The following is a 26,765-nucleotide window of genomic DNA, read 5'->3' on the forward strand; positions in this document are numbered from 1 at the left end:
TGAGTATGACAAGAATCGCATATTTATATCTTTTTTTCTCTTGCATAGTTACATGCATGGTTGCTCAAGATTTGAATAATGAAGCTTCCGAGCAGATTGCACATTACGAGGAAGCGCTTCAAAAAGCACTCGATGAAGCTAAATTTGATAATGCCGCTGGTGTTTGTGGTAAAATAGCCTACATCTATTGGAACAATCGAAAATTTGATAAAGCCATTTCATTTTTTGAACAATCCATTGAAAACAATAAGAAAGTAGGCAATAAGAATGGTGTTAAGAGTGCATACTTCAACTTAGGACTTGTTCGAATTGATAATGAACAATATGAGGATGCGCTTACAGCCTTTAACCAGGGCATCACACTTGCCAAAGAGTTAAAACAAAAGAATTTTATTCTTTCCGGCCTTATCAATGCCGCATCTGTGAGTCAAAGTTTAGGCAAAAATCAGGAAGCCATTGACCTGGCACTGGAGGCTCTGGATGTTGCACAGGAACTTGAAGATATAAACATGACAAAGAGATGCTACGGTATCCTTTACGAATGCTATCAGTCCATGGGGCAATCTGAAAAGTCTATTGAATACTTCGATCTTTATTCTACAGTAGATAAATTCCTGCGTGATGAACAAGCCAAAAAAATTCAATCCGAATCACAGCAAAAAGTAGCTCAAATTGCCACGGAAAAAGCAAAAACTGATCGGGAACTCGTAAACAGTAACTTCAAATTACAAGCCGCCCAGGATTCTTTACAGCGTGCCAATGAAATTGCAGAAAGACAAAGACTTCAGCTTAAACTGAATGAAGTCACGCTTAGAGAGCAGCAAACCCAGCTTGAAAAAGAACGCCTGCTCCGTAATGGACTAATCACTATTATCGGACTTACGCTTACTTTTCTCGTAATTCTCTACATCCAGTACCGGCAAAAGAAAAAGAAAAATATTCTTCTGGCAGAGCAGAACCATAAGATCAGCCAGCAAAAAGAAGAGATTGAGAAGCAAGGAAGCTATCTATCCATCAAAAATGAAGAACTGTCTGCTGTAAACAAAGAGAAGAACATGATGATGAGCATGGTTGCTCACGACCTGAAAAAACCGATCAATGATCTAAGTTCATTATCTCAAATTTTGGAGCAGTTTGAAGATAAGCTACCGGAAGATTTCAATCATTTGGTAGGTGTGTTGAAAAAGTCTTCGCAAGGATACAGGGACATGGTGCATAAAATCCTCGATGCGGGAGCTATTGAAAGCCGAAAACTAAACGTGGTTGAAGAAAAACTCTTAATTAAAGATGTGCTTGAAGATAATGCGGAATCACAAAACCTGGCTGCATCAAAAAAGAACATAACCTTCGATCTCTCTCAGATTCCAGAAAATTCTTTTATTCGAGGGGACAAAATCTACCTAACTCAGGCAATTGAAAATGTCCTGTACAATGCGGTAAAATATTCTCCTGAAAAGTCAACGATCTACCTAGGAGCAAATAGTAGCAATGGGTCCTATGAAATCTTTGTGAAGGACGAAGGCCCGGGTATGGATAAGGAAGATCTTACCTACTTATTCGAGACTTTCAGACCACTTAAGAATGGCGACTTAGAGTCGACAGGCCTGGGATTAACGATTTCGCAGAAGTACATGGAGGCCATGAAAGGAGAGATACGATGCGAGAGTGAAGTTGGAAAAGGCACTACTTTCTATATGACCTTACCCCGCTGGGAGAATTAAATTGTAATACTTCGTGAAGATATTGATATAGGTATCATTTCTTTCACTATTTTACCTACTCTGGAGGTTCGACTTCACCGCATTCCCAGCTATGGATTTAAATTATCAACCTCTATTTATCATCTTCATCATTGCATGGCTGGTACCACTCCTGCTTTCATGGCTGGAAATTTCCAAAGTGCCGGCAGTTGTCGTCAAAATCGTATTAGGGGTCGTAATTGGCCCGTATGTATTGGATTTGATGGAAGAGACCGCCTATATGGACTTTCTTGCCCAAACCGGATTCCTTATACTTATTTTTCTTGCCGGACTTGAAATTGACATCAACAAGATCATTTCGTCCTTCCCTCGCAAATTAAAGGCCTTTGATCTGGTAAGCAATACCCTTATCATGGCCATCATCATCTATTTTGGATCTTTGATCCTCTCACTACCTATGGCATTGTTGATCAATCAATTTATCGAAATCGATATCGTTTTTTACACACTCATTTTACCCACAGTGGCTGTGAGTATTACGGTACCTATTCTTAAAGCAGAGGGAGAATTAACCCGTAGATTCGGTCAGGTTTTATTGATGCAAGGGGCAATCGCCACCGTAATGAGTATCATTTTGATCTCTGTTTATTCCGGCGTGCTTAAAAACGGATTTCAGGTAGAGCTCTTGCTCTTCTCTGTTATTTTCGTGGTTTTTGTAGTGACCTATATACTGGGCAAAAAACTGCTTAAAGTCAGAGCTTTTCAGAAACTACTTTACACCCTTGAGCATGCTGCCAGTCAGATCAGAGTACGCGGTGCAGTGACGTTGCTGCTACTATTTGTAGTAGTTGCTCACCTCATCGATACCGAGTACGTTATGGGGGCATTCTTCGCCGGAGTGCTTCTCAGCATGTTTGTCAGTAAAGAGCGATCAGCATTGCTATTCAAGCTGGATGGGATGAGTTACGGCTTTTTCATTCCTATTTTCTTCATCATGGTGGGTGTGAATCTTGACCTATCCGCGCTCAGTAATTTTCAGGAGTCCATTCCTTTGATCCTAACGTTGGTTTTTAGTTTTTACTTCATTCAAATCACACCGTCCCTGATCATGACCCGGATTTTTGGAATCAAGCGAGCAATTGCCGGTGGGTTTCTTAATTCCGCAAGAATGGGTTTAACTATTGCAACCGCTCAGGTCGGGTTGTCATTAGGTGTAATTACGACGGCAGATAACGCGGGAATTGTCGCCTCCTCGATTATCGTAAGTTTGATCTCACCATTTATCTACCAGATGTTTAGCGATCAAAAAGAAGAACATCATGGGATTTACATCTTTGGCGGTAGCAGAGCAAGTCTATTTCTGGCAGAGCGGCTAAACATGCATGACTCGTCCTCCATCACTTACCTTCAAAATAAGGATATTGTTCATGAGTTTGATAAAAAAGGAATCAAGCATGTCGACGTTGAGAAAATTGATCCTGAATTCCTAAATACCCTTCATTTCAGGCCGAAAGACCTGGTTATCGTACTAATGGAATCGCGTATTTTGAATTTGGAAATAACACGTTATATCAAGAATGATTTAAAGCATACCAAACTTATTACAAGAAAACAGGCCGCATCACATGACCTGATTGATCCTCAAGGGGATCTGAAAATAGTCGATCATGATGAAGTACTTGCAAGTCACATTGAAGCAATGGTAACAAGACCGCATTCGGTCGGAACAGTACAAGAGAGTTTTGGAATCTATCGCGTCGAAGAAATTCAAATTACAAAAAAAGATCTTCATAGAAAGCTCGTAAAAGAGATCGCTTTCCCTCCTTCTGGATCACTTGTAATTCAGCGTAGAAAAGAAGAAATTTTTATCCCTCATGGAGATACCCATCTACTTCTCGGCGATGTGATGACTGTGATTGGAAACACCAACGCCCTTACTGATTTTAGAAATATTTTAGAGGGGTAACAACACTAATGGTATAATTGAAACCATTCTAGCGCTATCCATAAAAGGTTAATTTAATAACACTGGAACTTGCTTCTGTAAGCTTAAAATTGTCTGCTATACGCATTCCAACAACCCAGGCAATTTTACCATTGCATTCAATAACCAGCACCTTTTTCTTTGATGCCAGTGGTATTTTTTCATCTATCAAATAGTCGCTGACTTTTTTCTCCCCTTTCATCCCCAACGGCTGAAATCGATCTCCATTTTCCCACGATCTAATCACAAACGGATATCTAAGTTTGTCTGCATCAAAATGTGCAACATCAGCATCTCCAAACACCACATCCTTTTTCGTAATTTGCTCCACCAAAATTCTTCCACCATTTAAGCCGTATTCCCCAGCGGAACCAATCGATACTTCTACTTTCTTCTCTTCACCCGCCTGATCAATATAGATCACATCTCTGTCTAATGTGATTAACCAGTCTTTAACAGGAAAACTCTTACCCGACTTCCCACGAGCTTCAAATATATCTTTAGCTGTTACATAATTCACTCCATAAGGGGCCAGCAGTTCAGCAAGCATTAACTCATCAGAAGGTTTATTAATCCATTCTAAATTCAGCCTATAGCCGCTTCCTTCAACAGTTAAATGCCGGGCTTTTAGTTCATTTACTTGCTGATGAACTATATCAGACGCATGTGTCAACCGCTCAAGAGTAAGACCAAACGTTTTAAACATGGATGGATTAAGTTTTAGGAAATCAGGGATAACATCATGTCGAAGAAGATTTCTATCATAATCAACTTTCTGATTGCTGGAATCTTCTCTCCAATCCAAATCATTATCCATCGCATAGTCATACAACCTTTGCTTTTCAGCGAACAACAAGGGCCTTATAATTTGATTATTTTTTATCACTATGCCAGAAACTCCTTTAATCCCTGTACCTCTGGAAAGGTTGAGCAATAACGTCTCCAGTGAATCATTTAAATGGTGGGCCGTAGCGATTTTATCAAAATGATGTTCCAATACCAGTTCGTTAAACCAACTGTATCTCGCATTTCTCGCTGCAAGTTGTATAGAACCACTGCTGAGATCAAACCCCTTTACGTAGCAATTCACATTGTGCTGATCTGCCCAATCCAATACAAAAGCTTCGTCATCATCAGACTCCTCACCTCGCAATCCAAAATTGCAATGTGCGATAGCAAAAGGTATTTCTTCCTTCAGGAACAAATGCGCCATTACCATTGAATCCAATCCTCCACTGACAGCCAGGAGTATTTTTTCACCCTTTTTTACCAGGTGATTGGAAAGAATGAAATCATGGAACTGTTTTTGTAAAGAATGCACAACTTGATCAGTTAATTTTGCACAATGCGGAAGTTAGTCCAAACCACATTTTTTTTAACCATTCTATTCAACACTCTGTCCATTCAGGCACAGAAGGTGGATAGAATTAAATACAAAGCTGAGGATTTATTTGAATTTCGAAAAAACGGAGAAAAAATAAGACGACTAATCGGTAACGTTGTTTTCGCTCAGGAAACAACCACCATGTACTGCGACAGCTCTTATTACTACGTGAAGGATAATGTGATGGAAGCTTTTGGCAATGTGAAAATCATAGATGACTCGGTCACAATTACCGCACGCTCACTTATCTACAATGGCCAGGATAGAACCGCAAAACTTCGTCAAAATGTGGTCTATACCAAAGCTGATCAACGGTTAACCACCAATTTCCTGGATTACAACATGGATACCGAGGTTGGAAATTATTACAACGGAGGAAAGCTTAAAGATTCAGTAAACGTCCTGACCAGTGAAACCGGATACTATTATGGACTGCAGAAATACGCATTGTTTTGGACCAATGTCGTTTTAGTTGCGCCCGATTACACCCTCAAATCAGATACCCTCCGATACAATACGGTTCCAAAAATTGCCATAACAGAAGGAAAAACCACCATCATTACTGAAGATGAATCTATCCTCCACTCTAAAGGGGGAACATTCAGAACACGGATTGAGCAATCTGAATTTATTGAGGGGACGATTGAAACGACAGATTATTACATGGAAGGAGATCAACTCTCCTTCGATGATTTAAAGAAATACTATGATGCAAAAGGAAATGTGAAATTGACTTCCAAAGAAGATGAGGTAGTGATCACAGGAGATTATGGATTTGCAGATAAAGGCAATGGAATCAGTAAAGTCTATGGAAATGCCCTGATGAGGCGATTTCTTGAAAGGGATACACTTTATTTAGCTGCAGATACCCTGGTCTCTATTGAAAGTGATTATGATTCCGCCAAACGAATATTGGCCTACAATAACGTGAGAATCTGGAAAAAAAACCTGCAAGGACTGGCAGACTCTGCGGCTTATTTCCTGCAGGATTCACTGCTTTTCTTTTATGAGGATCCAATCTTTTGGAATCTAAAAAATCAATTAGAAGGTGATACCATCTCCATGGAGGTAACTGAGAAAGAAATTAAGTCAATGACCTTGTTACAGAAGGCTTTTTTAGCCACTGAAGATACCCTTACCAATTACAATCAAATTAAGGGTCGAACCATGAAGGCCCACTTTGAAAAATCGAAAATTGATCGGATCTATGTAAACGGTAACGGTGAAAGTATCTATTATGTACTTGATGATGATGACCCCAATGACATCATTACACTCGGGATGAATCGCATTCTGTGTAGTGATATGACTATCAGATTTAAAGATGAAGAATTAGAAAATATTACTTTTTACATCAAACCGGAAGCCAGATTCATACCTCCGCACGAGCTCACGGGGGCTCTCCAAAAGCTGGAAGGATTTCAATGGAGAGGAGAAGAAAGGCCTGAACTAAAAGACCTCTTTACGGATATGTGGGTAAGACCTAAAGAAGATAGTGATTCTACTAATTCCGTCCCTTCGCAGAAAATTAATCTGGAGGGAGGCGCTCCAAAGCGTGACAAAATGTTAAAAACCATTAAAGAGGATGGTTAATAACCTAAGGCATATTTCTGTTTAGGGTATTAGTCACTAGTTTTGCCGACCGATAAAAAAATTATGAGGGAAATTCGAATTCTATTCTTGTTGATATTGGCTGTTACAATAGTTGGCTGTAGTAAGTTTCGCAAGATTCAAAAAAGCGGAGATTGGAAAGTAAAATATGAGGCGGCTCTTGAATATTATGAAAATGAGGATTACCACAGAACGATCATCCTTCTTGAAGACATTTTACCAATCATAAGAGGTACCGCAGAGGCTGAGTTAGGGAATTTTTACCTGGCCTATAGTTATTACTATCAGAAACAATACATTTTGAGTGCGCATCATTTCGATGAGTTTGTCAAAATTTATGGTCGGTCGGAGTACGTAATGGAGGCAGTTTATAGGCATGCCTACTCGTTATACCTACAATCCCCTGATTATGAGCTGGATCAAACCATAACATTTGAGGCAATTGCTGCGATGCAAAAATTCCTGAACAGATATCCATCTTCTGAATATGCACCTGAAGCGGATCGGATCATTGATTCTATGCAGCAGAAACTGGAAAAGAAAGCCTATGAGCAATGTAAACTCTACTACAAGCTTAGAAGGTATAAGTCTGCACTTGTGGTCTATGACAACTTTGCCGATGACTTTCCAGACTCTAATTACAATGAGGAAGTTGCTTTCCTCCGAATAGAAACTTCTTATGATTTAGCTACCGAAAGTATCCGCTCCAAACAGGAAGAAAGATTCAGAAGCACCATCGATCATTACCTGGCTTTTATTGATAAATACCCTAACAGCAAATTTTTAAAAGATGCTGAGAAGTTTTATGCTGAAAGCATTGAAGAAATCACTAAATTTGCGGATTCAAATTAAAAAGAGCGAAATGCAGCACGTAAACCCATCAATAATAACCAGAGACAATCAAGACATCCTTGAGCCGACAGGCAATTTGTATGAATCTTTGGTCATTATCGCTAAACGAGCGAGACAAATCAGCGCAAATCAAAAAGAAGAGCTTAACTCCAAGCTTGCTGAATTTGCTTCTTCTGTAGATAATTTGGAAGAAATCTTCGAAAACAGAGAACAAATCGAAATTTCTAAGTTCTACGAAAGAATGCCAAAGCCAACTACTTCAGCAATTGAAGAATTCTTGAATGGAGAACTTAATTTCAGATTACCTGAAGAAGAAGACAACTCTGGTTCGGATTTAGCATAAATTAGTCGCCATGTTGGCGGGTAAAAAAATATTATTAGCGGTTTGTGGGTCTATAGCGGCCTATAAAACCGCTTTTTTTGTGCGCCTACTTAAAAAAGAAGGCGCGGAAGTCAAAGTCATCATGACCAACAGTGCCAAGGACTTTATCACACCGCTTACACTAGCGACCCTTTCAAAAAATCCTGTTTACTCCGAATATTTTGACAAAAAATCCGGCGAATGGCACAATCATGTGGAACTAGGCATGTGGGCTGATTTAATGATGGTGGCTCCCCTTAGCGCCAATACCTTAGGGAAAATGGCCAATGGAATCTGCGATAACCTTTTATTAGCCACTTACCTTTCAGCTAAATGCCCGGTCATAGTGGCTCCTGCCATGGATCTGGACATGTATCAGCATCCTTCAACTCAGGAAAATCTGAGAAAGTTGCAATCATATGGCAATGAAGTCATTGACGCTAGAGATGGTGAGTTAGCCAGTGGGCTATCCGGCCAGGGCAGAATGGCTGAGCCAGAAGAGCTCCTGGATATCATAAAAAAAAAGTTCGCTAAAAGCTTAAGGCTTAAAGGAAAGAAAGTTCTCATCACCTCCGGTCCTACCTTCGAAGCAATTGATCCTGTACGGTTCATTGGCAACCACTCTACTGGCAAAATGGGTACTGCTATTGCCGATGCTTTTAAAAACGCCGGAGCTGAGGTAACCATGATTTCCGGTCCAGCCACATATACTCCAAACCATGGGAAGGTCATAAGCGTAAATTCGGCAGTGGAAATGCTGGAACAAGCTGATACCGCTTATTCAAACGCAGATATTGTGGTTTTTTCGGCTGCCGTCTCGGATTATCGTCCGGAAAGCCCGGCTAAAGAAAAGATCAAAAAAAGTGAAGACACCTTCCAGATCAACCTGATAAAGAACCCAGATATTGCTGCCGAGCTCGGAAAGAAAAAGAAAAAGCAATTCCATATCGGGTTTGCTCTGGAGACCCATAATGAAGAGGTCAATGCAAAGGAGAAATTGAAGAAGAAAAACTTCGACCTCATTGTTCTGAATTCATTAAATGATAAAGGTGCCGGTTTTCAGCAGGACACCAACAAGGTCACCTTCTATGATGCGAACAATAACAAGCAGGATTTCGAGTTGAAGTCTAAGACTGATGTGGCAGAAGATATTGTTGATTATGTCATAAAAAATCTCAAATAAGATCAAGTGAAATATTTAGGCATTCTTTTCATTCTATTCTCATCAATTGGTTTTTCGCAAGAGCTCAACTGCCGAGTCATTGTCAATGCTCAGCAAATCCAAACCACCGAACGGGCCATCTTCACGGAGATGGAAACAGAGTTTGCCCAATTTCTAAATACCACCAAGTGGACAAATGATGAATTTCAGGAAGAAGAAGTCATCAACTGTAATTTGGTTATCACCATGACGGAAATGCCTAGCGTAGGAGTTTTTAAAGCCTCCGTCCAGGTACTTTCCAGCCGTCCAGTTTATGGAACCGGATATGAGTCAGTCATTATGAATTTTGCAGATCGGGATTGGGATTTCGAATATGTACAGTCTCAACCACTTCGATTCAACGAAAACACCTTTACAAGTAACATCACATCCATGCTTGCCTATTATGCCTACATGGTTATAGGTTTTGATTACGATACTTTTTCCGAGCTAGGTGGCAGTCCTCATTTTCAGAATGCCTTTAAAATTGTAAACAATGCACAGCAAACTAACTACACCGGCTGGCAACAGTTCAATAGTGTCAGAAATCGGTATTGGTTGGTAGAAAATGTGCAAAATCCACAATTGGAGCCTATCCGCAAAGCGCTATACACCTACCACAGGAATGGGCTTGATATCATGGCAGAAGATCGTGAGCAAGCGGAAAAAAACATTCTTGCTGCACTTTCAGAAATTCAAAAAGCAAATCGAGCGCGTCCACGCTCAATCCTGACAATCAGTTTTATGGATGCTAAGTCTGGCGAGTTGCAGCAAATTTTCTCAGAATCAAGTCTGGCCACTCGCAGACAGGCCTACAACCTGCTTAGCAACATTGATCCATCAAGAACCGATGAATATAAGGCCTTGATTCAATAGTCTCTGATATCTTTGCGACCACACTTATGATCAAGTCGCTTCAGATAAAGAATTATGCCCTCATCCAGGAGTTGGAGATGTCTCCATCTCCGCAACTAAATATTATTACAGGAGAGACAGGTGCTGGTAAGTCAATCATGCTGGGTGCAGTAGGATTACTCCTCGGGAAACGCGCCGACACCAAAGTATTACTGGATGAGAATCAAAAGTGTATCGTGGAAGGAATCTTTGATATTTCCTCCTACGCACTTCAAAAAATCTTTCAGGAAGAAGACCTGGATTATGAAGCTGAGTGTGTTATACGCAGGGAAATCAGCCCATCAGGTAAATCACGTGCATTCGTAAACGACACACCCACCAACCTAAGTACTTTGAAAGCCATTGGTGAAAAACTGATGGATGTGCACTCTCAGCATGAATCGCTTCAATTAGGAAACAATACCTATCAGCTAAATGCATTGGATGCATTCGCCGCTCACCCGGAATTGATCTATGCATATAAAGAATCATACCAGGCATTTTCAATTGCCAAAAAACAGCTGGACAAATTGGAATCCCTGGCTGCACAAAGTGCAGAGGATGCCGACTACAAGCAATTTTTGCTAAATGAACTTCAAGAAGCAGATCTTGATGACCTCAATCAAGAGGAGTTAGAAAATGAGCTGGAAGTATTGGAAAACGCCGAAGACATTAAACTTAAGCTCTCGCAAACCATTCATTTGATAGATGAATCTGAGGTTGCCGTTTTACAACAACTAACTGAAGCTAAATCACAGATCAACTCCATTGCATCTTTTTCAAAGGAACTCGAAGAGCTGAGCAACAGGCTGGAGAGTACTTCCATTGAATTGGCTGACGTTGCTAACGAGATGCAGCGATTGCAGGAGAAGGTTGAGCATGACCCGGAAAAAATTCAGAAACTTAAAGACCGGCTGGATTTACTTTTTCGACTTCAGAAAAAACACAATGTGCTGACTGTGGCCGAACTGGTTGCTATTCGAGATGAACTGGACGAAAGCCTGAGCAAGGTTGCCAATCTGGACAATGAAATAACTCAAGCGAAAAAGGAATTAGCATCTACTGAAAAAGAAATGCGGGACAAAGGAAGTAAGCTGTCTGAATCCAGAAAGCTGAGTGCACTGAATTTCGCAGATGAAATCGAGAAAATCATTCATCAAATTGGTATTGAGAATGGAACCGTAGAAATCAAAGTCAACGCATCTGAACCATCCACAAACGGACTAGATCTCATTGAGATGCTGTTTAGTGCCAATAAAGGGATCAAACCTCAAGAACTCAAAGAGGTAGCGTCCGGTGGAGAATTCTCCCGATTAATATTTGCGGTGAAATACCTGATCGCGGATAAGACAGCTATGCCGACCATCATTTTTGATGAAATAGATACAGGGGTGTCTGGTGAGGTAGCTCTTCAGATGATCCGTATGATGAAGCACATGGCAAAAAACCATCAGGTGATCAGCATCAGTCATTTGCCGCAGTTTGCGGCTGGTGGTGATGCGCATTACTTCGTTTATAAAGATCATACCTCTCATCGTTCAGTGAGTAGAATCAAACGCCTGGCTGATGAAGATCGCATTACAGCGATTGCTAAGATGATTGGAGGAGAAAATCCCGGTTCATCTGCGGTGGAGAGTGCGAAGGAGTTGTTGCAGATGTCTCCCGAGCGCTCAAATTAAAAAACACCACATGTCAAATGTCTTAAGAACCATCGAAAGTTTTATTTTAGAGTTTGAAGAAAAACACAACCCCCCAGCCCCCTTTGTTAAGGGGGAGTAGATTCAGTAAAATGGGTTAATTAGGGATTAATTGAAAGAATAGAAAAAAGAAATACTATGTCACATAATCTACTGAAAGGAAAAAGAGGAATTATCTCCGGAGCATTGGACCAAAATTCAATTGCATGGAAAGTGGCCGAAAAGGCCCACGAACAAGGAGCTACTTTCACGCTTACCAACGCTCCCATAGCCATGCGCATGGGCGAAATCAACAAGCTGGCCGAAAAGGTTGGCGCTGAAATCATCCCTGCAGATGCCACCTCCATGGAAGACCTAGAGAACTTATTTAGCAAGTCCACTGAAGCTCTTGGTGGAAAAATTGATTTCGTGCTTCACTCCATCGGCATGAGTCCGAATGTTCGAAAAGGAAAAGATTACGGTGACCTGAACTACGATTGGTTCCAAAAAACACTGGATGTATCTGCGCTTTCGTTTCACAAGATGATGCAGACGGCAGAAAAACTGGATGCAATGAATGAGTGGGGCTCCATTGTTGGACTTTCCTACATTGCCGCTCAGCGTACGTTCCCGGATTACTCGGACATGGCGCAAGCAAAGGCCCTTCTGGAATCAATCGCACGTAGCTATGGATACCGAATGGGTCGGGACAAAAACGTCAGAGTAAATACCATCTCTCAGTCTCCAACCATGACCACTGCAGGATCGGGTGTTCCAGGTTTTGATGTTTTCTTTAACTATGCTGATAAGATGTCTCCGCTTGGAAATGCAGATGCAGAAAGTTGTGCTGACTATTGCATTACCATGTTCTCCGACCTTACCCGCATGGTTACTATGCAAAACCTGATGCATGATGGTGGATTCTCCAGTTCAGGGATTACCGAGGCAATGGTGGAGGAACTGAGTAAGTAATAATAACTCTGCATAAATAAAGTGTCATCCTGAACGCAGTGAAGGATCTATCTCTCTGGTAGTATAGATTCCTCCTTTCGTCGGAATGACATGCTAGAAAGTACCGACTATGATCACCTTCCCAAACGCTAAAATCAATCTTGGACTCAATATTGTGAGCAAGCGGGAAGATGGCTACCATAACATTGAAAGCTGCTTTTATCCCATTCCCTGGTACGACAGCCTGGAGGTGATAGAGGCAGCCTCTTTTGGTTTCTACAGCTATGGGCTGGACATCCCGGGGGATTCCAATTCCAATCTCTGTATCAAAGCCTATGAACTCATCCGGGCAGATCATGACATCCCTCTAGTAGAGATTCACCTACTGAAAAATATCCCAATGGGCGCTGGTCTGGGGGGCGGCTCGGCTGATGGAGCCTTTACCTTAAAAATGCTCAACAATCTTTTTGAACTTGGCCTTTCACACTCACAACTGGAAGCATATGCGTTGCAGCTGGGAAGCGACTGCCCCTTTTTCATCAAAAACCAACCAGCACTGGCAAAGGGTCGGGGTGAGCAGCTAGAACCGATAGCTCTTGAGTTGTCAGGATATTATTTAGCGATCCATAATCCGGGCATTCATGTTTCTACCCAGGAAGCATATGCCAGAGTAAAACCTCAGATACCTCCCACTCCCATCGCTGACCTTATTCATACGACTAAAAACGAGTGGAAAGAGGTGCTATTCAATGACTTTGAAGCTTCCATTTTTCCCAATCATCCGGAAATTGAACAACTGAAAAAAGAGATGTACGAGGCAGGCGCTAGCTATGCCTCCATGACCGGTAGCGGCAGTACCGTGTATGGACTCTTTGAAGAAGAGATAGAAAGCGATCAATGGAAATCGATCAAATTATAATAAGCGTCTGATAAACGTTTATAGGCGTAAGTGATACGTATAAAAAACGGCTATGAAACGTTTTAAAACAAATGAAAACGCTGCAGACACGTTGTTTAAAAGGAATTCAGTAGTTTGCGTGTTACGTTATAGTTGTACAGCATTTGACCACAAATGAGAATTTTAGATAAAGAAATAGAAATCGATTACAAAAATCGAATTAACCGAGTTTTTGAATTCATTGACGAAAACTTGGGGTCGGATTTATCGTTGAGCACAGTTTCGGAAATTGCCTTTTTCTCACCTTACCACTTTCATAGAGTATTTAAGTTCATTACAGAAGAAACCTTGAATGAATATATAACAAGAAGGAGAATAGAAAAGTCTGCTTTGGAATTGAAGCATAAAACCATTGGAATATCAGAAATATCAACTAACTGTGGATTTAATGATAATTCTTCATTTACTAGAGCTTTCAAAAAATACTATGGAGTAAATCCAACAGAGTTTAGGAAACAAAATCCAAATAGATTTAGCAAGATTCGTCAATTGGAAAGCAAGAATGGTCAAGAGTATCCCGACTATGAAAAATATATTTGCATCGTTAATAATCATAAAAAATGGACAAAAATGAATGCAAACATTGAAATTAAAGAGACACCTGAATTGAGTCTTGCTGGAGTCACACATATTGGAATAAACGGTGTTGAAAACGGCTTTGAAAAGCTTATAAAATGGGCAAATTCAAAAGCTCTATTAAAAAATCCTGAAGCTAAAATTGGTAGAGTTTTCTATGATAGTATTAAAGTTACGGCACCCGACAAAGTTCGTATGAGCATATTTTTGATAACGAATGAACCATTTGAAGTAGAAGGCGAGATTAATAAGTTGACTATTAATAAAGGAAAATGCATTGTTGGTCGTTTTGAAATCACATCTAACGAATTTGAAAAATCTTGGACAGGTCTTTTTATTTGGATGAATGAAAACGGATACAAAAAAAGTACAGAAAACCCTTTTGAAATTTATCACAATGATTTTAGGGAACATCCAGAAAATAAATTCATAGTTGATTTGTATATACCAATTGAATAAAAAACGCTGTACAACAAGGTGTATAAAACATAGCTAATAAGTACAAATCGAAAGGTTTGTGCTTGTTTACAAAGACCGCCAAATTTTTAAATTTGGCTTTTAAGAATAGAAAAAATAAAAACAAAATATAAAAATTCGGCTCTGTGTTTATACGAAAACTAGTGTCTTTTTAAACGCTACGTTTCATACACAAAACGTTATGGGAAATTGCGCAACTCATGAAATACAACTTCACTTTATTAGCAGGCATAGTTTTAGTCCTTTTCTTATTCGCATTTGGAATCAAGACGAACCAACAACAAGAGAAACTTATTCTCAATGGGAAGGGGTTTGACAACTATCAAATCGGTATAACCTCAATATCTGAAATTATTAGAGAACTAGGAGACAACTTTCAAAAGGTTGATCATAATGGCTATTCCACTGAATTGATCTATCATGATTTAGGGCTTTCATTCTACTATGAACCAAAAATATCGGAGACTATATCTGCAATTGAATTTTTCTATCCTTTCAAAGGAACTACTGACAAGGGGATAACACTTAACGAATCAACCATGGCCGATGTTCAAGCAGTTCATGATTCTCTTGACTGGTACATCGCTGGACAGGCTATTGAATGGTATTCAGAATATCCTGGAATTGAATATGCAGTTCCCAGAGATACCACGCTTCCTAAATATCCATTGGACGAAGAACTTCATAAGAAGTTAAAAATCACTCGAATCGTAGTACTGGATAACTTTGAGGAATTTGAAGAAGACTAAAAAAGCCCATAACATACGATGATGGCGCATGGCCTTACTTAGCCACCTGCAAAGAGTCTCCTGAACATCCCGCTCATCTGCCGCCAAAAACCTGAGGTGCTTTCTACCCTCTCATTCTAGTGGGAGTTTTTTATCTGGAATGGTGAAGTGCGTACCTGATACTTTGAATGCATCGGCAGACTTCTCAGAACACATTTCATGCTATCAACCCGTCATGAATCATAGGATTTCACTAATTTCATCGCAATTAATTAAGCTCGAAGGCCGCAGCTTCATAGTTGGGTTATCAATAATCTACAGTCTTGCAACTCCTAACACTTCATTTTAACCATGGCATTTTTTGGATTTAGCATTGAGGTTTTCATCATCAATTTGGTTCTTGTCATTCCAACATTCTTTTTAATAAGATGGCTAACCAACAAAATCTTTAAATCAAATAATAAACTGCGAAATATTGTTCCATGGATTGGAACAATTGTGCTCGTTCCGATAATCTACTTTTCTTTTGTTTTTATATGGATATTCAGCATTTCATACTATCCAGATAGAACTTTTGACAAGACAACTTGGGAACAAAAACCATATGAACGCTACGAGCTAACGGAAGACATTATCGAATCAGAGCTTCTAATTGGACTAACCAAAGACGAGGTAACTGAACTTTTAGGCAACTATGATTATACCTATGATGAAAATCATTGGGCATACGGAATCGGTTTTGTTCCAGGGATTATGAACATCGACCCTTCGGTACTTGACATCTATTTTGAAAACGAAAGAGTTATTAAAGTTTCTCAACACGAAACTTAGTCGAAATACCAACGGTCGCTTCCTATTCTGGGATCATTGTAAAAATAAAAGTTAGAGATGCTAAAGCTCACTTGATATCATTTCATAAAACGTTTTACGGCATAAAAATTGCTCCATTGTAGGTCATTTTCAACAAAACGTTTAAGTATGAAACAGATTTACAAGAACTTTCTCCGAGCTAACTTAATTTTTGCATTAGCGATTCTTTCTTCATGTACAGATGAAAGCATTGATCCGACACAAAATATACCTGATGAGGAAACCGATGAAGTTGTGACAGACATTGATGGAATGATTAATGGTGTCTCATTTCAGTCCAAAGGGGGTAGCGTAGAAATTGCAGCAGATACTGGTAATGACGCTAACGACACACAAGACCTGTTTATTCAGCTCTTCGATAAAAATGATCCAAATGATGTATGTGATTTCACATTTAGGAGTACGGATGCGGTTTCTTTTAGACCTCCAGCCGAGGTAGGTGTCTACGATTTATTCGCAGATGAGGAAGCTGGGTATTACCAGGGAGTAACCTTTCACGTGATTGGTGCAACTGAGAATTACAACGGCTATAATGGATTTATTGAGATCATTTCAATTAATGATACAAATGTGATTGGCAAGATCGATGCGACATTAGATGGCAACTTTTGGATAAAAGGTACTTTTGCAGTCGACTTTTGCGATAACTAAATTTTTTAAATCCTTTTAGAAAGTAAGCGCATTCAATGCGCTTTTTTTGTTTACGGTATTGAATTCATACTATTGAAAACTTAGATACCAATGTTGCTGGTGAGTGACACTCGAGGAAGCTTATCGACATACAGCATCTATTGGTCTGATTACGGATAAATAATTAAGCCTCCGTTACTTCCCCTCCCCGAATATTCTATCTTTGCGCGCTCATTTGAAAGACCATGAAAAGATTATTCCGAAACTTCACCTTCAATCCCAAAAACGACATCCTTTCCGGACTTACCGTGGCACTCGCACTGGTCCCAGAGGCAGTTGCATTTGCATTCGTTGCAGGCATTGACCCCATGGTTGGTTTGTATGGAGCATTCATGATGGGGATCGTGACCTCCATGTTTGGTGGAAGACCCGGGATGATTTCAGGAGCGACAGGTGCCATGGCCGTAGTAATGGTGCATATGATCCAAAAAGGAAATGAGGTGGGAGCTGCACTAACCACTCCGATAGAAAATCTCGGACTACAGTGGCTTTTTATTACCCTCTTATTGGTTGGTGGTATTCAGATTTTAGCCGGGGTGCTTCGTCTTGGAAAGTTTGTAAGACTTATTCCACACTCGGTTATGATGGGGTTCGTGAATGGATTGGCCATTGTCATCTTCCTATCCCAATTGGGTCTATTCAAAGAACGTATCAATGGTGAGTACCAATGGATGCAGGGACAGGATCTTTTGATTATGCTCGCCTTGGTGGGGCTTACCATGGGAATTATGTACTTTCTGCCTAAAGTCACCAAAAAACTACCCGCTGCATTGGTTGGAATCATTGTAGTCGCATCGATCACCATTTTTGGTGGTCTGGATGTAAGCACCGTAGGTTCATTTATCAGAGAAGGTGGAGGAAACGGACTAGAAGGCAGTTTGCCTTCATTTCAAATGCAAATATTCGGATTATTTGATACCCTTCAGGGAAACTGGGGATTAATCATTTCAACAGCAATTTTACTCGCCGCTGTTGGTTTAATTGAGTCATTGATGACCCTCAACCTGATTGACGAGATGACTGAAACCCGTGGTAGCGGAAACCGTGAATGTGTCGCTCAGGGAGGTGCAAACATTCTTAATGGCATGTTTGGCGGCATGGGAGGCTGTGCCATGATTGGTCAGTCCATCATCAACGTTAGCTCGGGAGGTAGAGGAAGATTATCCGGAATTACTGCTGCACTTGCACTACTCTGTTTCATACTTTTTGCGGCACCACTTATTGAGCAGATTCCGATTGCTGCACTTGTTGGCGTGATGTTTATGGTGGTCATTGGCACATTTGCCTGGAGTAGCTTTCGCATCATCAATAAAATTCCTTTGGCTGATGCCATTGTATTAGTAACCGTTTCCGCCGTTACAGTATGGCAAGATCTGGCGATTGCAGTAATTGTTGGTGTAATTATGTCAGCACTCGTTTTTGCATGGCAGAATGCAACCAAGATTCGTGCACGCAAGTCCATGAAAGATGATGGTACCAAAGTGTATGAAATCTGGGGTCCATTGTTTTTCGGATCTGTTCAGTCCTTCAACTCCAAATTTGATCCGGCAAATGACCCTGATAGCATTGAACTTGATTTCCTGGAATCACGTGTGAGTGATCATTCCGGTATTGAGGCCATATTCGCATTGGAAAAAAAATATAAGGATTATGGAAAGCAGGTAAAGCTCGTCCACCTAAGCCCGGAGTGTAAGACCCTCCTATTCAAGGCCAGTCCTGATTTCGAACACATGATTGAAACATCTATAGATGATCCTCGCTATCATGTAGTAACTGATTTGATGGACAAAGAAGTTTGATCTTTTGGTAACTATCTAAGATGCAATTTCGTCTGTAGTTTGAACCTAACTACCCGATGAATGAAAGCCATTTACTGTCCCAAATACGGTCCTGTTAAGAACCTCGAAATTAAAGATGTTTCAAAGCCGGTCCCAAAGGCCAATGAGGTTTTAATTAACGTTAAATGTAGTGCCGTTAATGATTACGACTGGAGTATGGTCAGGGGCAAACCCAACCTCTATCGGCTCCTCTTTGGCCTCTTCAAACCAAAGAGAGCTATTCCAGGCATGGAACTTTCAGGGGTAGTGGAATCCCTTGGCGAAGAAGTAACGAAATTTCAGATTGGAGATGCGGTATATGGAGATATCTCAAATTACGGTTTTGGAAGCTTTGCGGAATACATTGCAATTCATGAGAATGCCATCGTGAGAAAGCCTGAATATCTTTCTTTTGAAGAATCAGCGGCACTTTCTCATGCCGCAAACCTCGCTTGGCAGGGATTAGTCGATCTGGGCAAAATCGAAGATGGCATGAATATCTTAATCAATGGTGCCGGAGGTGGTGTTGGTTCAATTGGACTACAAATAGCTAAGACCTACAATTGTCAGGTGACCGGTGTAGATACAGGTGATAAATTGGAGGTTATGAAAGAAATTGGCTTTGACCATATCATCGATTACAAAAAGGAAGACTTTACCAAGGGCAACAATACGTACGATTTAATCCTCGATGCTAAATCCACTCGCGCTCCTAAAGCTTACGTAAAAGTCTTAAATCCTAACGGAAGATATGTCACTGTAGGTGGCGATATCGGCCGGCTCTTGCAAGTCGTTTTTGCCCAATACATCCTAAGAAAGCCTGTTTACATGCTACCTCTTGATGCTAATAAAGACCTGGAACAGATTCAGGGTCTATGCAAGTCTGGCAAGATCAAACCATTAATTGACGGACCCTACCCATTGGAAAAGACCCCCTGGGCTATCCAATATTTTGGTGAAGGGAAGCACAAGGGAAAAGTGATAATTGCCGTCAGTTAATCCAGTCCGTTATACACTTTACTGACCATCTCACCAATCTTGGATGGTTCCAGCCAGCGGGTTACGATTACCAAATCATTTTGCTCATCGACCACAATAAAATTCCCTCCAAATCCGGCTGCATAGTACAGATGATTCGGGAGGCCTTCCCACGATCGAGGACCTTTGTTTAGCCACCACATATACCCATAGCTTTCATAGGCTGAAGCAGGAGTTTGAATCTGCTGTGTCCACTTCTCAGAAATAAGCTGATCTCCATTCCACATTCCTTTTCTTGCGAATAGTAATCCAAATCGGGCATGATCCTCGGTGCTGATAAATACCCCTCCACCATGATGGCCACCGCCACTCACCACTTGCATGTGTTGTCCATCCATAGTAATCCACGAATCACAATACCCAAACCACCGCCAGGTGGTGCTCGCTCCAATCGGATCCATGATGCGTTCTTTCAGTACTTGTGGTAATGGTCTCCGCCAAACATTCAGCAGGGAATATGAAAGTACGTTGACACGGACGTCATTGTATTTATAACTGCTCCCCGGCTCATTTAGCTTACGGTATTTCCAATCATCAAATTTCCCTTCCCGATCTGGGCGATCTGCCCAGTCGTACAAGCCAAACAACGCTCCTGACCAATCGGAAGTCTGTTGAAGTAGATGTTCCCATGTAATCTTCGCATTGTGCTCGCCCATAAAGGTCTCGTCCCAAACGTAATCTTTGACCAAGTCCTTCACTGACCAAATCAAGCCATCATCTACTGCCAGGCCAGCTGTTGTTGAAAGATAGCTTTTCGTCACGCTAAAAGTCATATCTACCCGCTTGGTATCGCCCCAGGATGCTACGACATATCCATCCTTGATAATCATCCCTGCGGGACCGCCACGCTCTTTCGTTGGTCCTTGTAACTTATGGTAGGGTTCTCTGCTAAAACTTTTGAGTATTGCTAAGCGAAGGTCCTTCTCACCGGAATATTCATTCTCCAACGCAAACTGTACAGCTTCATCAATGGCCGATTGATCTAAACCAACCTGAGTGGGAGATTTACTTTCCCATTGATTTTTAGCAGGATAATATTGAGCACTGAGTGTAATTGAAACACTCAGTGCCAGTAGTAGTAATGTATTTCTTGCCATGATAGCAAGATACAAAATGTAGATTTTTTTAATCCAGTCTAACAGCGGTACCGTTTGCACTTACCATCATCATTCCGCCATCTTTTCCTAAGGTTTCATAGTCCAAGTCAATCGCAATAACTGCATTTGCTCCGAGTGCCTGTGCAGCTTCCATCATTTCCTGTACTGCAATGTTCTTGGCATCCTTCAGTGACTTTTCATAAGATCCCGAGCGACCACCTACGATATCGGTAATCGAAGCAAAAATATCTTTAAAGATGTTTGCTCCAATGATGGCTTCTCCTGTTACCATTCCATAATAAGTGGATATGGATTTTCCTTCCACATTGTTTGTAGTAGTTAATAGCATATTTATTATCTAATTATATCGGTTGATAACGCCTTTTTCTTATAGCGTCGATTCAATAACGGATAGAGTAGCACAGAGGTTAAGATTAACAGGGTTCCTAAATAGAATCCCGCGCTCATTTCTTCACTTGCTCCAAATATAATGAGCGCCAAAATGATTCCGTAGACAGGTTCCAGATTAACTACCAGGTTGATAGAGAATGCGGATAGTCGTTTCATCAGCTCTACAGAAATAGAGTATGCATACACCGTACAAACTAAGGCCAGCACGCTCAAATACAGCCAATCCATTAGGGATGGATTGAGGGAGAGGCTTTCAACAAAGAAACCAGTATAAACAGGGAAGAATAATGCGATCGCCACACATGCTCCCATCATTTCATAGAAAGTAATGACGTATGGATCGTAGGTCTTTGTCAATCGTCCGTTGATCACAGTAAAAACGGATGCTATGAACGCGGATAGCACGGCGGTGAGCAAACCGGATAAATAATCAAATTCCACGTTAAAAATCACCCCTATGCCAATAAAGGCGATGATACTAAGCATCACCTCAAACCCTTTAATCTTTCTTTTTTGCGAAAGTGGCTCCAGCAGACTGGTCCAGAGGGAACATGTCGCCATCCCTGCCAGGCAAACCGAAGCGTTAGAAATTCGTGCGGATAAGAAAAATAAAATCCAGTGAGCGGCTATGAGAACCCCTGTTCCTAAAATGATCAACAGATGCTTTTGAGAATTGATTTTAAGGGGTCTTTTCCAGAATTTCAATAACACCCAAAGTCCGATCGATGAGATAAACGTCCGGAAAAACACTACCTCAACAGATGGAATATCAATCAGCAATCCAAGAATCGCTGTAAACCCCCAAATCAATACAATGAAATGAAGGGTCAGGTAATCCTTCCTTTCCTGAATCATCGTGGGACGGTTTTATAAAGCAATGCCGCGACACAGGCAAAAATGATATTAGGTGTCCAGATGGCCAATACGGTGTTCATGGAATCTGCCTCTGCAATGGCCCTGGCTAGTACAAATGTGATGATAAAAGCGAATGCTATAACGAAACCAAGTGCTATCTGAAAACCCGTACCCTGGCGGGATTTTCGTGCTGCTACGATCACGCCGATAGACATCAGGACAATTACCGTAAAAGGCGACATATATCTGATATACTCCTCAACCTGAAAGATGTGTACATCGTCAGCCCCTCTGGACTTCTGAAGCTTAATGTATTTATTAAGTTCAGTCATCGTCATGGTCTCCCATATCCGTTCTTTATTACCAAAATCGGCCGGGGAAAGATTGAGTAAGGTATCCAAATCGTCCCCCTCGGTAATAATCTCTTTCTGATTAACAATCTTTCGGTTTTGCCACCTCTTTAAATTCCAGGTCTCTGACTCATCATTCCATTCAATTTGTCTGGCTGTTACTTTTTCAATCAACTTGGTTCCATGCACTGTCTCAATGGTCACAGAGTTACCTACATCTCTGCGTACATCATATCGATACATGTATATGTAATCCTCCAGGCTGTCTCGCTCTGCAATTTTTAAATGAATGTGTTTGTCTGTATTATAGAATGGATCTTTTAAGTATTCGTACTCGAAGCTGATCCTGAATTTATTGGCATCTGGAATCACGTAACTATTCAGATAAAAGCTGGCAAATCCTATCAATAGTGCGCCCATCAAATACGGGAGCATCATTCTCCTAAAACTAACTCCACTCGCAAGAATTGCAACAATTTCAGTCTTGGCTGCAAGTTGAGCAGTAACAAATACCGTGGCAATAAATACCGTAATGGGAGTCAGAAGGCCGGCAATAAAAGGGATAAAGGTGATGTAGTATTGCCATATTTGTTCGAGTGAGAGTTCATTTTTAATGAAGTCGTCATTCTTATCTGCATAATCCAATACACAGATAATCACCTCAAACATGCCTACCACAAATACGAAGGTGATAAGTAGTTTTTTTAATATGTACCAGTCAAGTTTTTTCATTTCAGATTAGAGACGCTGGCTTACTTTTTTCACCATTGTTTCTTTCCAACTAGCGAAGTTATCATTTAAGATTTGTTTCCGTGCTTCCCCTACCAACCATAGGTAAAAGGTAAGATTTTGGATGCTTGCAATTTGTGCGCCAAGAATTTCATTGCTCGTAATTAAATGACGCAGGTATCCTTTTGTGTAAAAGGTGCTTGTATATCCTCCCAACTCATCATCTATCGGCGTAAAATCATCTTTCCATTTTTCATTTCGGATATTAAGGATTCCTTGAGTGGTAAAAAGCATTCCATTGCGTGCATTTCGTGTTGGCATCACGCAATCAAACATGTCTACTCCTAAAGCAATACATTCCAAAATATTGGCAGGTGTTCCCACTCCCATCAAGTATCGTGGCTTATCTACTGGAAGTATGCCGCATACATGATCCGTCATCTCATACATGTCCTCGGCAGGCTCCCCAACCGATAGCCCTCCGATCGCATTTCCTTCTCGCTCCTTACTGGCAATATACTCAGCTGATTGTGTCCTGAGATCTTTATATACACTGCCTTGTACAATTGGAAAAAGGGTTTGACTAAATCCGTATTTGCTCTCCGTTTCATCAAATCGATTGATGCATCTATCCAGCCATCTATGCGTCATATGCATCGATTTCCCGGCGTAATCATACTCACAGGGGTATGGCGTACACTCATCAAAAGCCATCATGATATCGGCACCAATCGTCCTTTGGATATCCATGATTGACTCAGGAGTGAAGAAATGCCTGCTTCCGTCTTTATGCGATTGGAAGTGAACACCCTCCTCCACGATTTTTCGATTGTCTGCCAGTGAGTACACCTGGTAACCTCCGCTATCCGTCAAAATAGGCCGGTCCCAGCCATTAAACTTATGCAGTCCTCCTGCTTGCTCCACAATATCCAATCCAGGCCTCATGTAGAGGTGGTAGGTATTCCCCAAAATTATTTGGGCTTTTATATCGTCCTTCAGCTCCCGTTGATGTACCGCTTTGACAGTCCCTGCAGTACCCACAGGCATGAAAATGGGTGTCTGAATATCTCCATGATCCGTAGTGATTGTCCCAGCTCGTGCCCTGGATTTGCTATCTGTATGATGTAAGTCAAATTTCATCGGTCGCAAAAATAAGCTTAAATGATATGGGTAAACCCGGTTATTCAGAAATCTGATTCTTTTTAGCAGCGGTTTTATTTAATTCACCAAATGGATTTCGTGCTGCCCTACATCTTAGCAGGATTACACCTCATTATAACGGTGTATTTAGCATTGGCTTTTGCAAAAAAGTCTCGAAAAAAACCTGCGATAAATCGTCCTCCTCTTTCCATTGTCATTGCAGCGAGGAATGAGGAATATCATTTAAGGCAGCTTGTCCCTCAACTGCTGAATCAAGACTATCCCGACTTTGAAATCATCATTGCACTAGATAGATGTACAGATGGCAGTTTAGGTTATTTAAAATCTTTAAGATCTGAAAAAATCCACACCTTGGATATCAAAGAAGTACCATCCGATTGGAATTCAAAAAAGTTTGCTTTGCAGCAAGCTTGTAACAGAGCTTCTGGCGAATTTCTTGTTTTCACCGACGCTGATTGTGTGCCAGCCTCTTCTCAATGGCTTTCATCTATCAGCGGCCTGATTGAAGATTCCAAGGAAATCATCATTGGTATTTCACCCTACCAGCACTCAAATTCATTTTTAAGTCAATACATTCGATTTGAGGCATTTATGACTGCTTTTCTCTATATCACCTTTGGACTTAAAGGAGATCCTTACATGGCAGTAGGAAGAAATCTATCCATCAGAAGATCATTCTTCAATAAAATGGGTGGATATGAAACATTCAAATCAGTGACAGGAGGAGATGATGATTTATTTATTCAGAAATATGCCTCAAAAAGTAATATTCAGATGATGCTTGGTGAAAAAACGCTCGTTTACACCACTCCTGGATCAAACTGGAAATCTTATTTCAGACAAAAATTGCGTCACTTTTCAGTGGGTCATCACTATAAATGGAAGCATAAAACCTTGTTGAGCCTGGTTCATGCCAGTCATTTACTCTTTTTAATCACAATTCTTCCGGTTATTTCTTTAAGAAATTCACTTTGGCTAGTTCTTTTTTACCTATTTATTAAATTAGTGAGTTATAGATTTGCAGCGAGTAAAATGGGAATCAATATCAACTATATGTTGCTCCCTCTCGTTGACATGCTATATGCAGTGCTTACCCCGGTAATTTCACTGTGGTCAAAACTCGTAAAGGACATTACATGGAAGAACTAAATCGTCAGTTTTCTGAGAAGGCGCTGCGTGACTTTAAGTTGATTGATCTTGCCACAGAGGGTAAAGATCAGGCAGCTTATGCAGAGTTGATGCAGCGTTACAAAAAGCCTGTTTACCACATGATATTAAAGATGGTGAGGAATGTTGACGATGCAGAGGACCTAACCATCGAAGCATTTGCAAAAGCGTTTAAAAACTTAGGAAGGTTCAAAAAAGACTACACCTTCAGTACCTGGCTTTTTCGTATTGCAACTAACAATGCCATTGACTTTATCCGAAAGAAAAAGCTAAATACCTTCAGTCTAAACAGCACGTTTACCGATGATAGCGGTGAATCTGTAAATATCGATGTTCAAGATAAAAACCTGACACCTGACCAGGAGACGATTAAAGATCAAAAAATCGAATTGGTACGGATGTTTGTAGATAAGCTTCCTGCAAAATATCAACGACTGGTGAAATTGAGGTACTTTGATGAGCTATCTTATGACGAAATTGCAAAAGAGCTTGAAGCACCTTTGGGAACCGTCAAAGCACAACTACATAGAGCTCGAGAGCTTATGTATGAGCTGGTGAAGGACAAAAAGAAACACATCTAATTGATTACCTCAGAAATCATTTATAAGTACTTTCCTGAGCTCTCTGATAATCAAAAAAATCAAATTGATCAGCTAGCTAGCCTCTATGAGGAATGGAACGCAAAAATCAATGTAGTCAGCAGAAAGGACATTGATCAACTTTATGAGCGGCACGTACTACATAGCCTGGCCATAGCTAAATTCACATCCTTTGTTCCTGATTCCAACATACTGGATGTAGGAACAGGTGGCGGCTTTCCAGGCATCCCACTAGCCATTCTTTTTCCCGAATGTCATTTCCACCTGGTTGATTCTATTGGAAAGAAAATAACCGTGGTAAAGGAGGTCGCTTCTGCTCTTGGATTAAAGAACCTTACTGCTGAGCATCAGCGAATGGAAAAAGTAAAGGGTAAATATGACTTCATCGTTTCAAGAGCAGTTGCACAAACCAAGCAGTTGTTCATTTGGGCTCACCAAAAAGTAAGCAAGGATCAGCGGAATGATTTAGACAATGGGATGATCCTTTTAAAAGGAGGGGATCTGACACAGGAGATGAAAGAGTTTGGGCGGAGGTATATGGAAAAAGGCCTCCCCGAATATTTCGAGGAGGCCTTCTTTGAGACAAAGAAAATTATCTACGTGCCTGTTCATCAATGATTTCTCAATT

At 40.8% G+C, this 26,765-nt stretch carries 25 protein-coding genes; 19 read left to right on the forward strand and 6 right to left on the reverse strand.

What is annotated here, in order from left to right:
* Positions 1-5 precede the first annotated feature (5 nt).
* Positions 6-1,721: a tetratricopeptide repeat-containing sensor histidine kinase gene (locus ACO05G_RS12105; protein ID WP_421763023.1), complete on the forward strand. Its 1,716-nt coding sequence runs from the start codon at positions 6-8 to the stop codon at positions 1,719-1,721.
* A gap of 91 nt (positions 1,722-1,812) precedes the next feature.
* Complete coding sequence (locus ACO05G_RS12110) at positions 1,813-3,666, forward strand: cation:proton antiporter (RefSeq protein ID WP_421763024.1); 1,854 nt, start codon at positions 1,813-1,815, stop codon at positions 3,664-3,666.
* A 34-nt stretch (positions 3,667-3,700) separates the two neighbouring features.
* Here the strand turns inward: ACO05G_RS12110 and tilS are convergent, their stop codons facing one another.
* Positions 3,701-5,005: a tRNA lysidine(34) synthetase TilS gene (tilS, locus tag ACO05G_RS12115; RefSeq protein ID WP_421763025.1), complete on the reverse strand. Its 1,305-nt coding sequence runs from the start codon at positions 5,003-5,005 to the stop codon at positions 3,701-3,703.
* Positions 5,006-5,029: 24 nt separating this feature from the next.
* Here tilS and ACO05G_RS12120 point away from each other — a divergent pair, with 24 nt between their 5' ends.
* The 14 genes from ACO05G_RS12120 (at position 5,030) to ACO05G_RS12185 (ending at position 19,729) form a co-directional block, all read left to right on the forward strand.
* Positions 5,030-6,661 (forward strand): OstA-like protein, encoded by a 1,632-nt coding sequence (locus ACO05G_RS12120; RefSeq protein ID WP_421763026.1) that lies wholly within the window; start codon positions 5,030-5,032, stop codon positions 6,659-6,661.
* A gap of 63 nt (positions 6,662-6,724) precedes the next feature.
* Positions 6,725-7,531 (forward strand): outer membrane protein assembly factor BamD, encoded by an 807-nt coding sequence (locus ACO05G_RS12125; protein ID WP_348283720.1) that lies wholly within the window; start codon positions 6,725-6,727, stop codon positions 7,529-7,531.
* A gap of 10 nt (positions 7,532-7,541) precedes the next feature.
* On the forward strand, positions 7,542-7,874 hold the full coding sequence (locus ACO05G_RS12130; RefSeq protein ID WP_348283721.1) for a DNA-directed RNA polymerase subunit omega: 333 nt from the start codon (positions 7,542-7,544) through the stop codon (positions 7,872-7,874).
* 10 nt (positions 7,875-7,884) lie between these two features.
* Entirely contained in the window at positions 7,885-9,075 is a 1,191-nt protein-coding gene (coaBC, locus tag ACO05G_RS12135) for a bifunctional phosphopantothenoylcysteine decarboxylase/phosphopantothenate--cysteine ligase CoaBC (RefSeq protein ID WP_421763027.1), read from the forward strand.
* Between the two features lie 6 nt (positions 9,076-9,081).
* The gene (locus tag ACO05G_RS12140; protein WP_348283723.1) at positions 9,082-9,969 is read left to right on the forward strand and encodes a DUF4835 family protein; all 888 of its coding nucleotides are present in this window, start codon (positions 9,082-9,084) and stop codon (positions 9,967-9,969) included.
* Between the two features lie 26 nt (positions 9,970-9,995).
* Positions 9,996-11,666, forward strand: coding sequence for a DNA repair protein RecN (recN, locus tag ACO05G_RS12145; RefSeq protein ID WP_421763028.1), 1,671 nt, complete (start codon positions 9,996-9,998; stop codon positions 11,664-11,666).
* A 156-nt stretch (positions 11,667-11,822) separates the two neighbouring features.
* The gene (locus ACO05G_RS12150; RefSeq protein ID WP_348283725.1) at positions 11,823-12,635 is read left to right on the forward strand and encodes an enoyl-ACP reductase FabI; all 813 of its coding nucleotides are present in this window, start codon (positions 11,823-11,825) and stop codon (positions 12,633-12,635) included.
* A 109-nt stretch (positions 12,636-12,744) separates the two neighbouring features.
* Positions 12,745-13,533 (forward strand): 4-(cytidine 5'-diphospho)-2-C-methyl-D-erythritol kinase, encoded by a 789-nt coding sequence (gene ispE / locus ACO05G_RS12155; protein WP_421763029.1) that lies wholly within the window; start codon positions 12,745-12,747, stop codon positions 13,531-13,533.
* A gap of 153 nt (positions 13,534-13,686) precedes the next feature.
* Positions 13,687-14,607, forward strand: coding sequence for an AraC family transcriptional regulator (locus ACO05G_RS12160; RefSeq protein ID WP_421763030.1), 921 nt, complete (start codon positions 13,687-13,689; stop codon positions 14,605-14,607).
* A 218-nt stretch (positions 14,608-14,825) separates the two neighbouring features.
* Positions 14,826-15,374, forward strand: coding sequence for a hypothetical protein (locus ACO05G_RS12165; RefSeq protein WP_421763031.1), 549 nt, complete (start codon positions 14,826-14,828; stop codon positions 15,372-15,374).
* 330 nt (positions 15,375-15,704) lie between these two features.
* On the forward strand, positions 15,705-16,184 hold the full coding sequence (locus tag ACO05G_RS12170; RefSeq protein ID WP_421763032.1) for a hypothetical protein: 480 nt from the start codon (positions 15,705-15,707) through the stop codon (positions 16,182-16,184).
* Between the two features lie 147 nt (positions 16,185-16,331).
* Positions 16,332-16,874, forward strand: a complete 543-nt coding sequence (locus ACO05G_RS12175; RefSeq protein WP_348283730.1) for a hypothetical protein — start codon at positions 16,332-16,334, stop codon at positions 16,872-16,874.
* Positions 16,875-17,098: 224 nt separating this feature from the next.
* Positions 17,099-18,712 carry a SulP family inorganic anion transporter gene (locus tag ACO05G_RS12180; protein ID WP_348283731.1) on the forward strand — a complete coding sequence of 538 codons (1,614 nt, stop codon included), beginning with the start codon at positions 17,099-17,101 and terminating at the stop codon, positions 18,710-18,712.
* A 60-nt stretch (positions 18,713-18,772) separates the two neighbouring features.
* On the forward strand, positions 18,773-19,729 hold the full coding sequence (locus tag ACO05G_RS12185; RefSeq protein ID WP_348283732.1) for an NAD(P)-dependent alcohol dehydrogenase: 957 nt from the start codon (positions 18,773-18,775) through the stop codon (positions 19,727-19,729).
* On the opposite strand, the gene ACO05G_RS12190 is transcribed toward ACO05G_RS12185, so the two are convergent.
* Genes ACO05G_RS12190 through tgt form a run of 5 tightly spaced genes read right to left on the reverse strand, consistent with a single transcriptional unit; the run spans position 19,726 to position 24,350 of the window.
* Positions 19,726-20,865, reverse strand: a complete 1,140-nt coding sequence (locus tag ACO05G_RS12190; RefSeq protein WP_421763033.1) for a serine hydrolase domain-containing protein — start codon at positions 20,863-20,865, stop codon at positions 19,726-19,728. The genes ACO05G_RS12185 and ACO05G_RS12190 overlap by 4 nt on opposite strands.
* Positions 20,866-20,893: 28 nt before the next feature.
* Entirely contained in the window at positions 20,894-21,214 is a 321-nt protein-coding gene (locus tag ACO05G_RS12195; RefSeq protein WP_348283734.1) for a heavy metal-binding domain-containing protein, read from the reverse strand.
* Positions 21,215-21,219: 5 nt separating this feature from the next.
* A complete protein-coding gene (locus ACO05G_RS12200; RefSeq protein ID WP_421763034.1) occupies positions 21,220-22,131 on the reverse strand; it encodes a DMT family transporter in 912 nt (303 codons plus the stop codon).
* Positions 22,128-23,213, reverse strand: a complete 1,086-nt coding sequence (locus tag ACO05G_RS12205) for an LptF/LptG family permease (protein WP_421763035.1) — start codon at positions 23,211-23,213, stop codon at positions 22,128-22,130. Before ACO05G_RS12205 ends, ACO05G_RS12200 begins: the two co-directional genes overlap by 4 nt.
* Before the next feature lie 6 nt (positions 23,214-23,219).
* The gene (tgt, locus tag ACO05G_RS12210; protein ID WP_421763036.1) at positions 23,220-24,350 is read right to left on the reverse strand and encodes a tRNA guanosine(34) transglycosylase Tgt; all 1,131 of its coding nucleotides are present in this window, start codon (positions 24,348-24,350) and stop codon (positions 23,220-23,222) included.
* Between the two features lie 90 nt (positions 24,351-24,440).
* Between tgt and ACO05G_RS12215 the strand changes: the two genes are divergently transcribed.
* Genes ACO05G_RS12215 through rsmG form a run of 3 tightly spaced genes read left to right on the forward strand, consistent with a single transcriptional unit; the run spans position 24,441 to position 26,755 of the window.
* Positions 24,441-25,520 carry a glycosyltransferase gene (locus ACO05G_RS12215; RefSeq protein ID WP_421763037.1) on the forward strand — a complete coding sequence of 360 codons (1,080 nt, stop codon included), beginning with the start codon at positions 24,441-24,443 and terminating at the stop codon, positions 25,518-25,520.
* A complete protein-coding gene (locus ACO05G_RS12220; RefSeq protein WP_348283739.1) occupies positions 25,508-26,119 on the forward strand; it encodes an RNA polymerase sigma factor in 612 nt (203 codons plus the stop codon). Before ACO05G_RS12215 ends, ACO05G_RS12220 begins: the two co-directional genes overlap by 13 nt.
* Positions 26,120-26,755, forward strand: coding sequence for a 16S rRNA (guanine(527)-N(7))-methyltransferase RsmG (rsmG, locus tag ACO05G_RS12225; protein WP_421763038.1), 636 nt, complete (start codon positions 26,120-26,122; stop codon positions 26,753-26,755).
* Positions 26,756-26,765: the final 10 nt, after the last annotated feature.

This window comes from Ekhidna sp. (genome assembly GCF_965227465.1).
Classification (GTDB): Bacteria; Bacteroidota; Bacteroidia; order Cytophagales; family Cyclobacteriaceae; genus Ekhidna.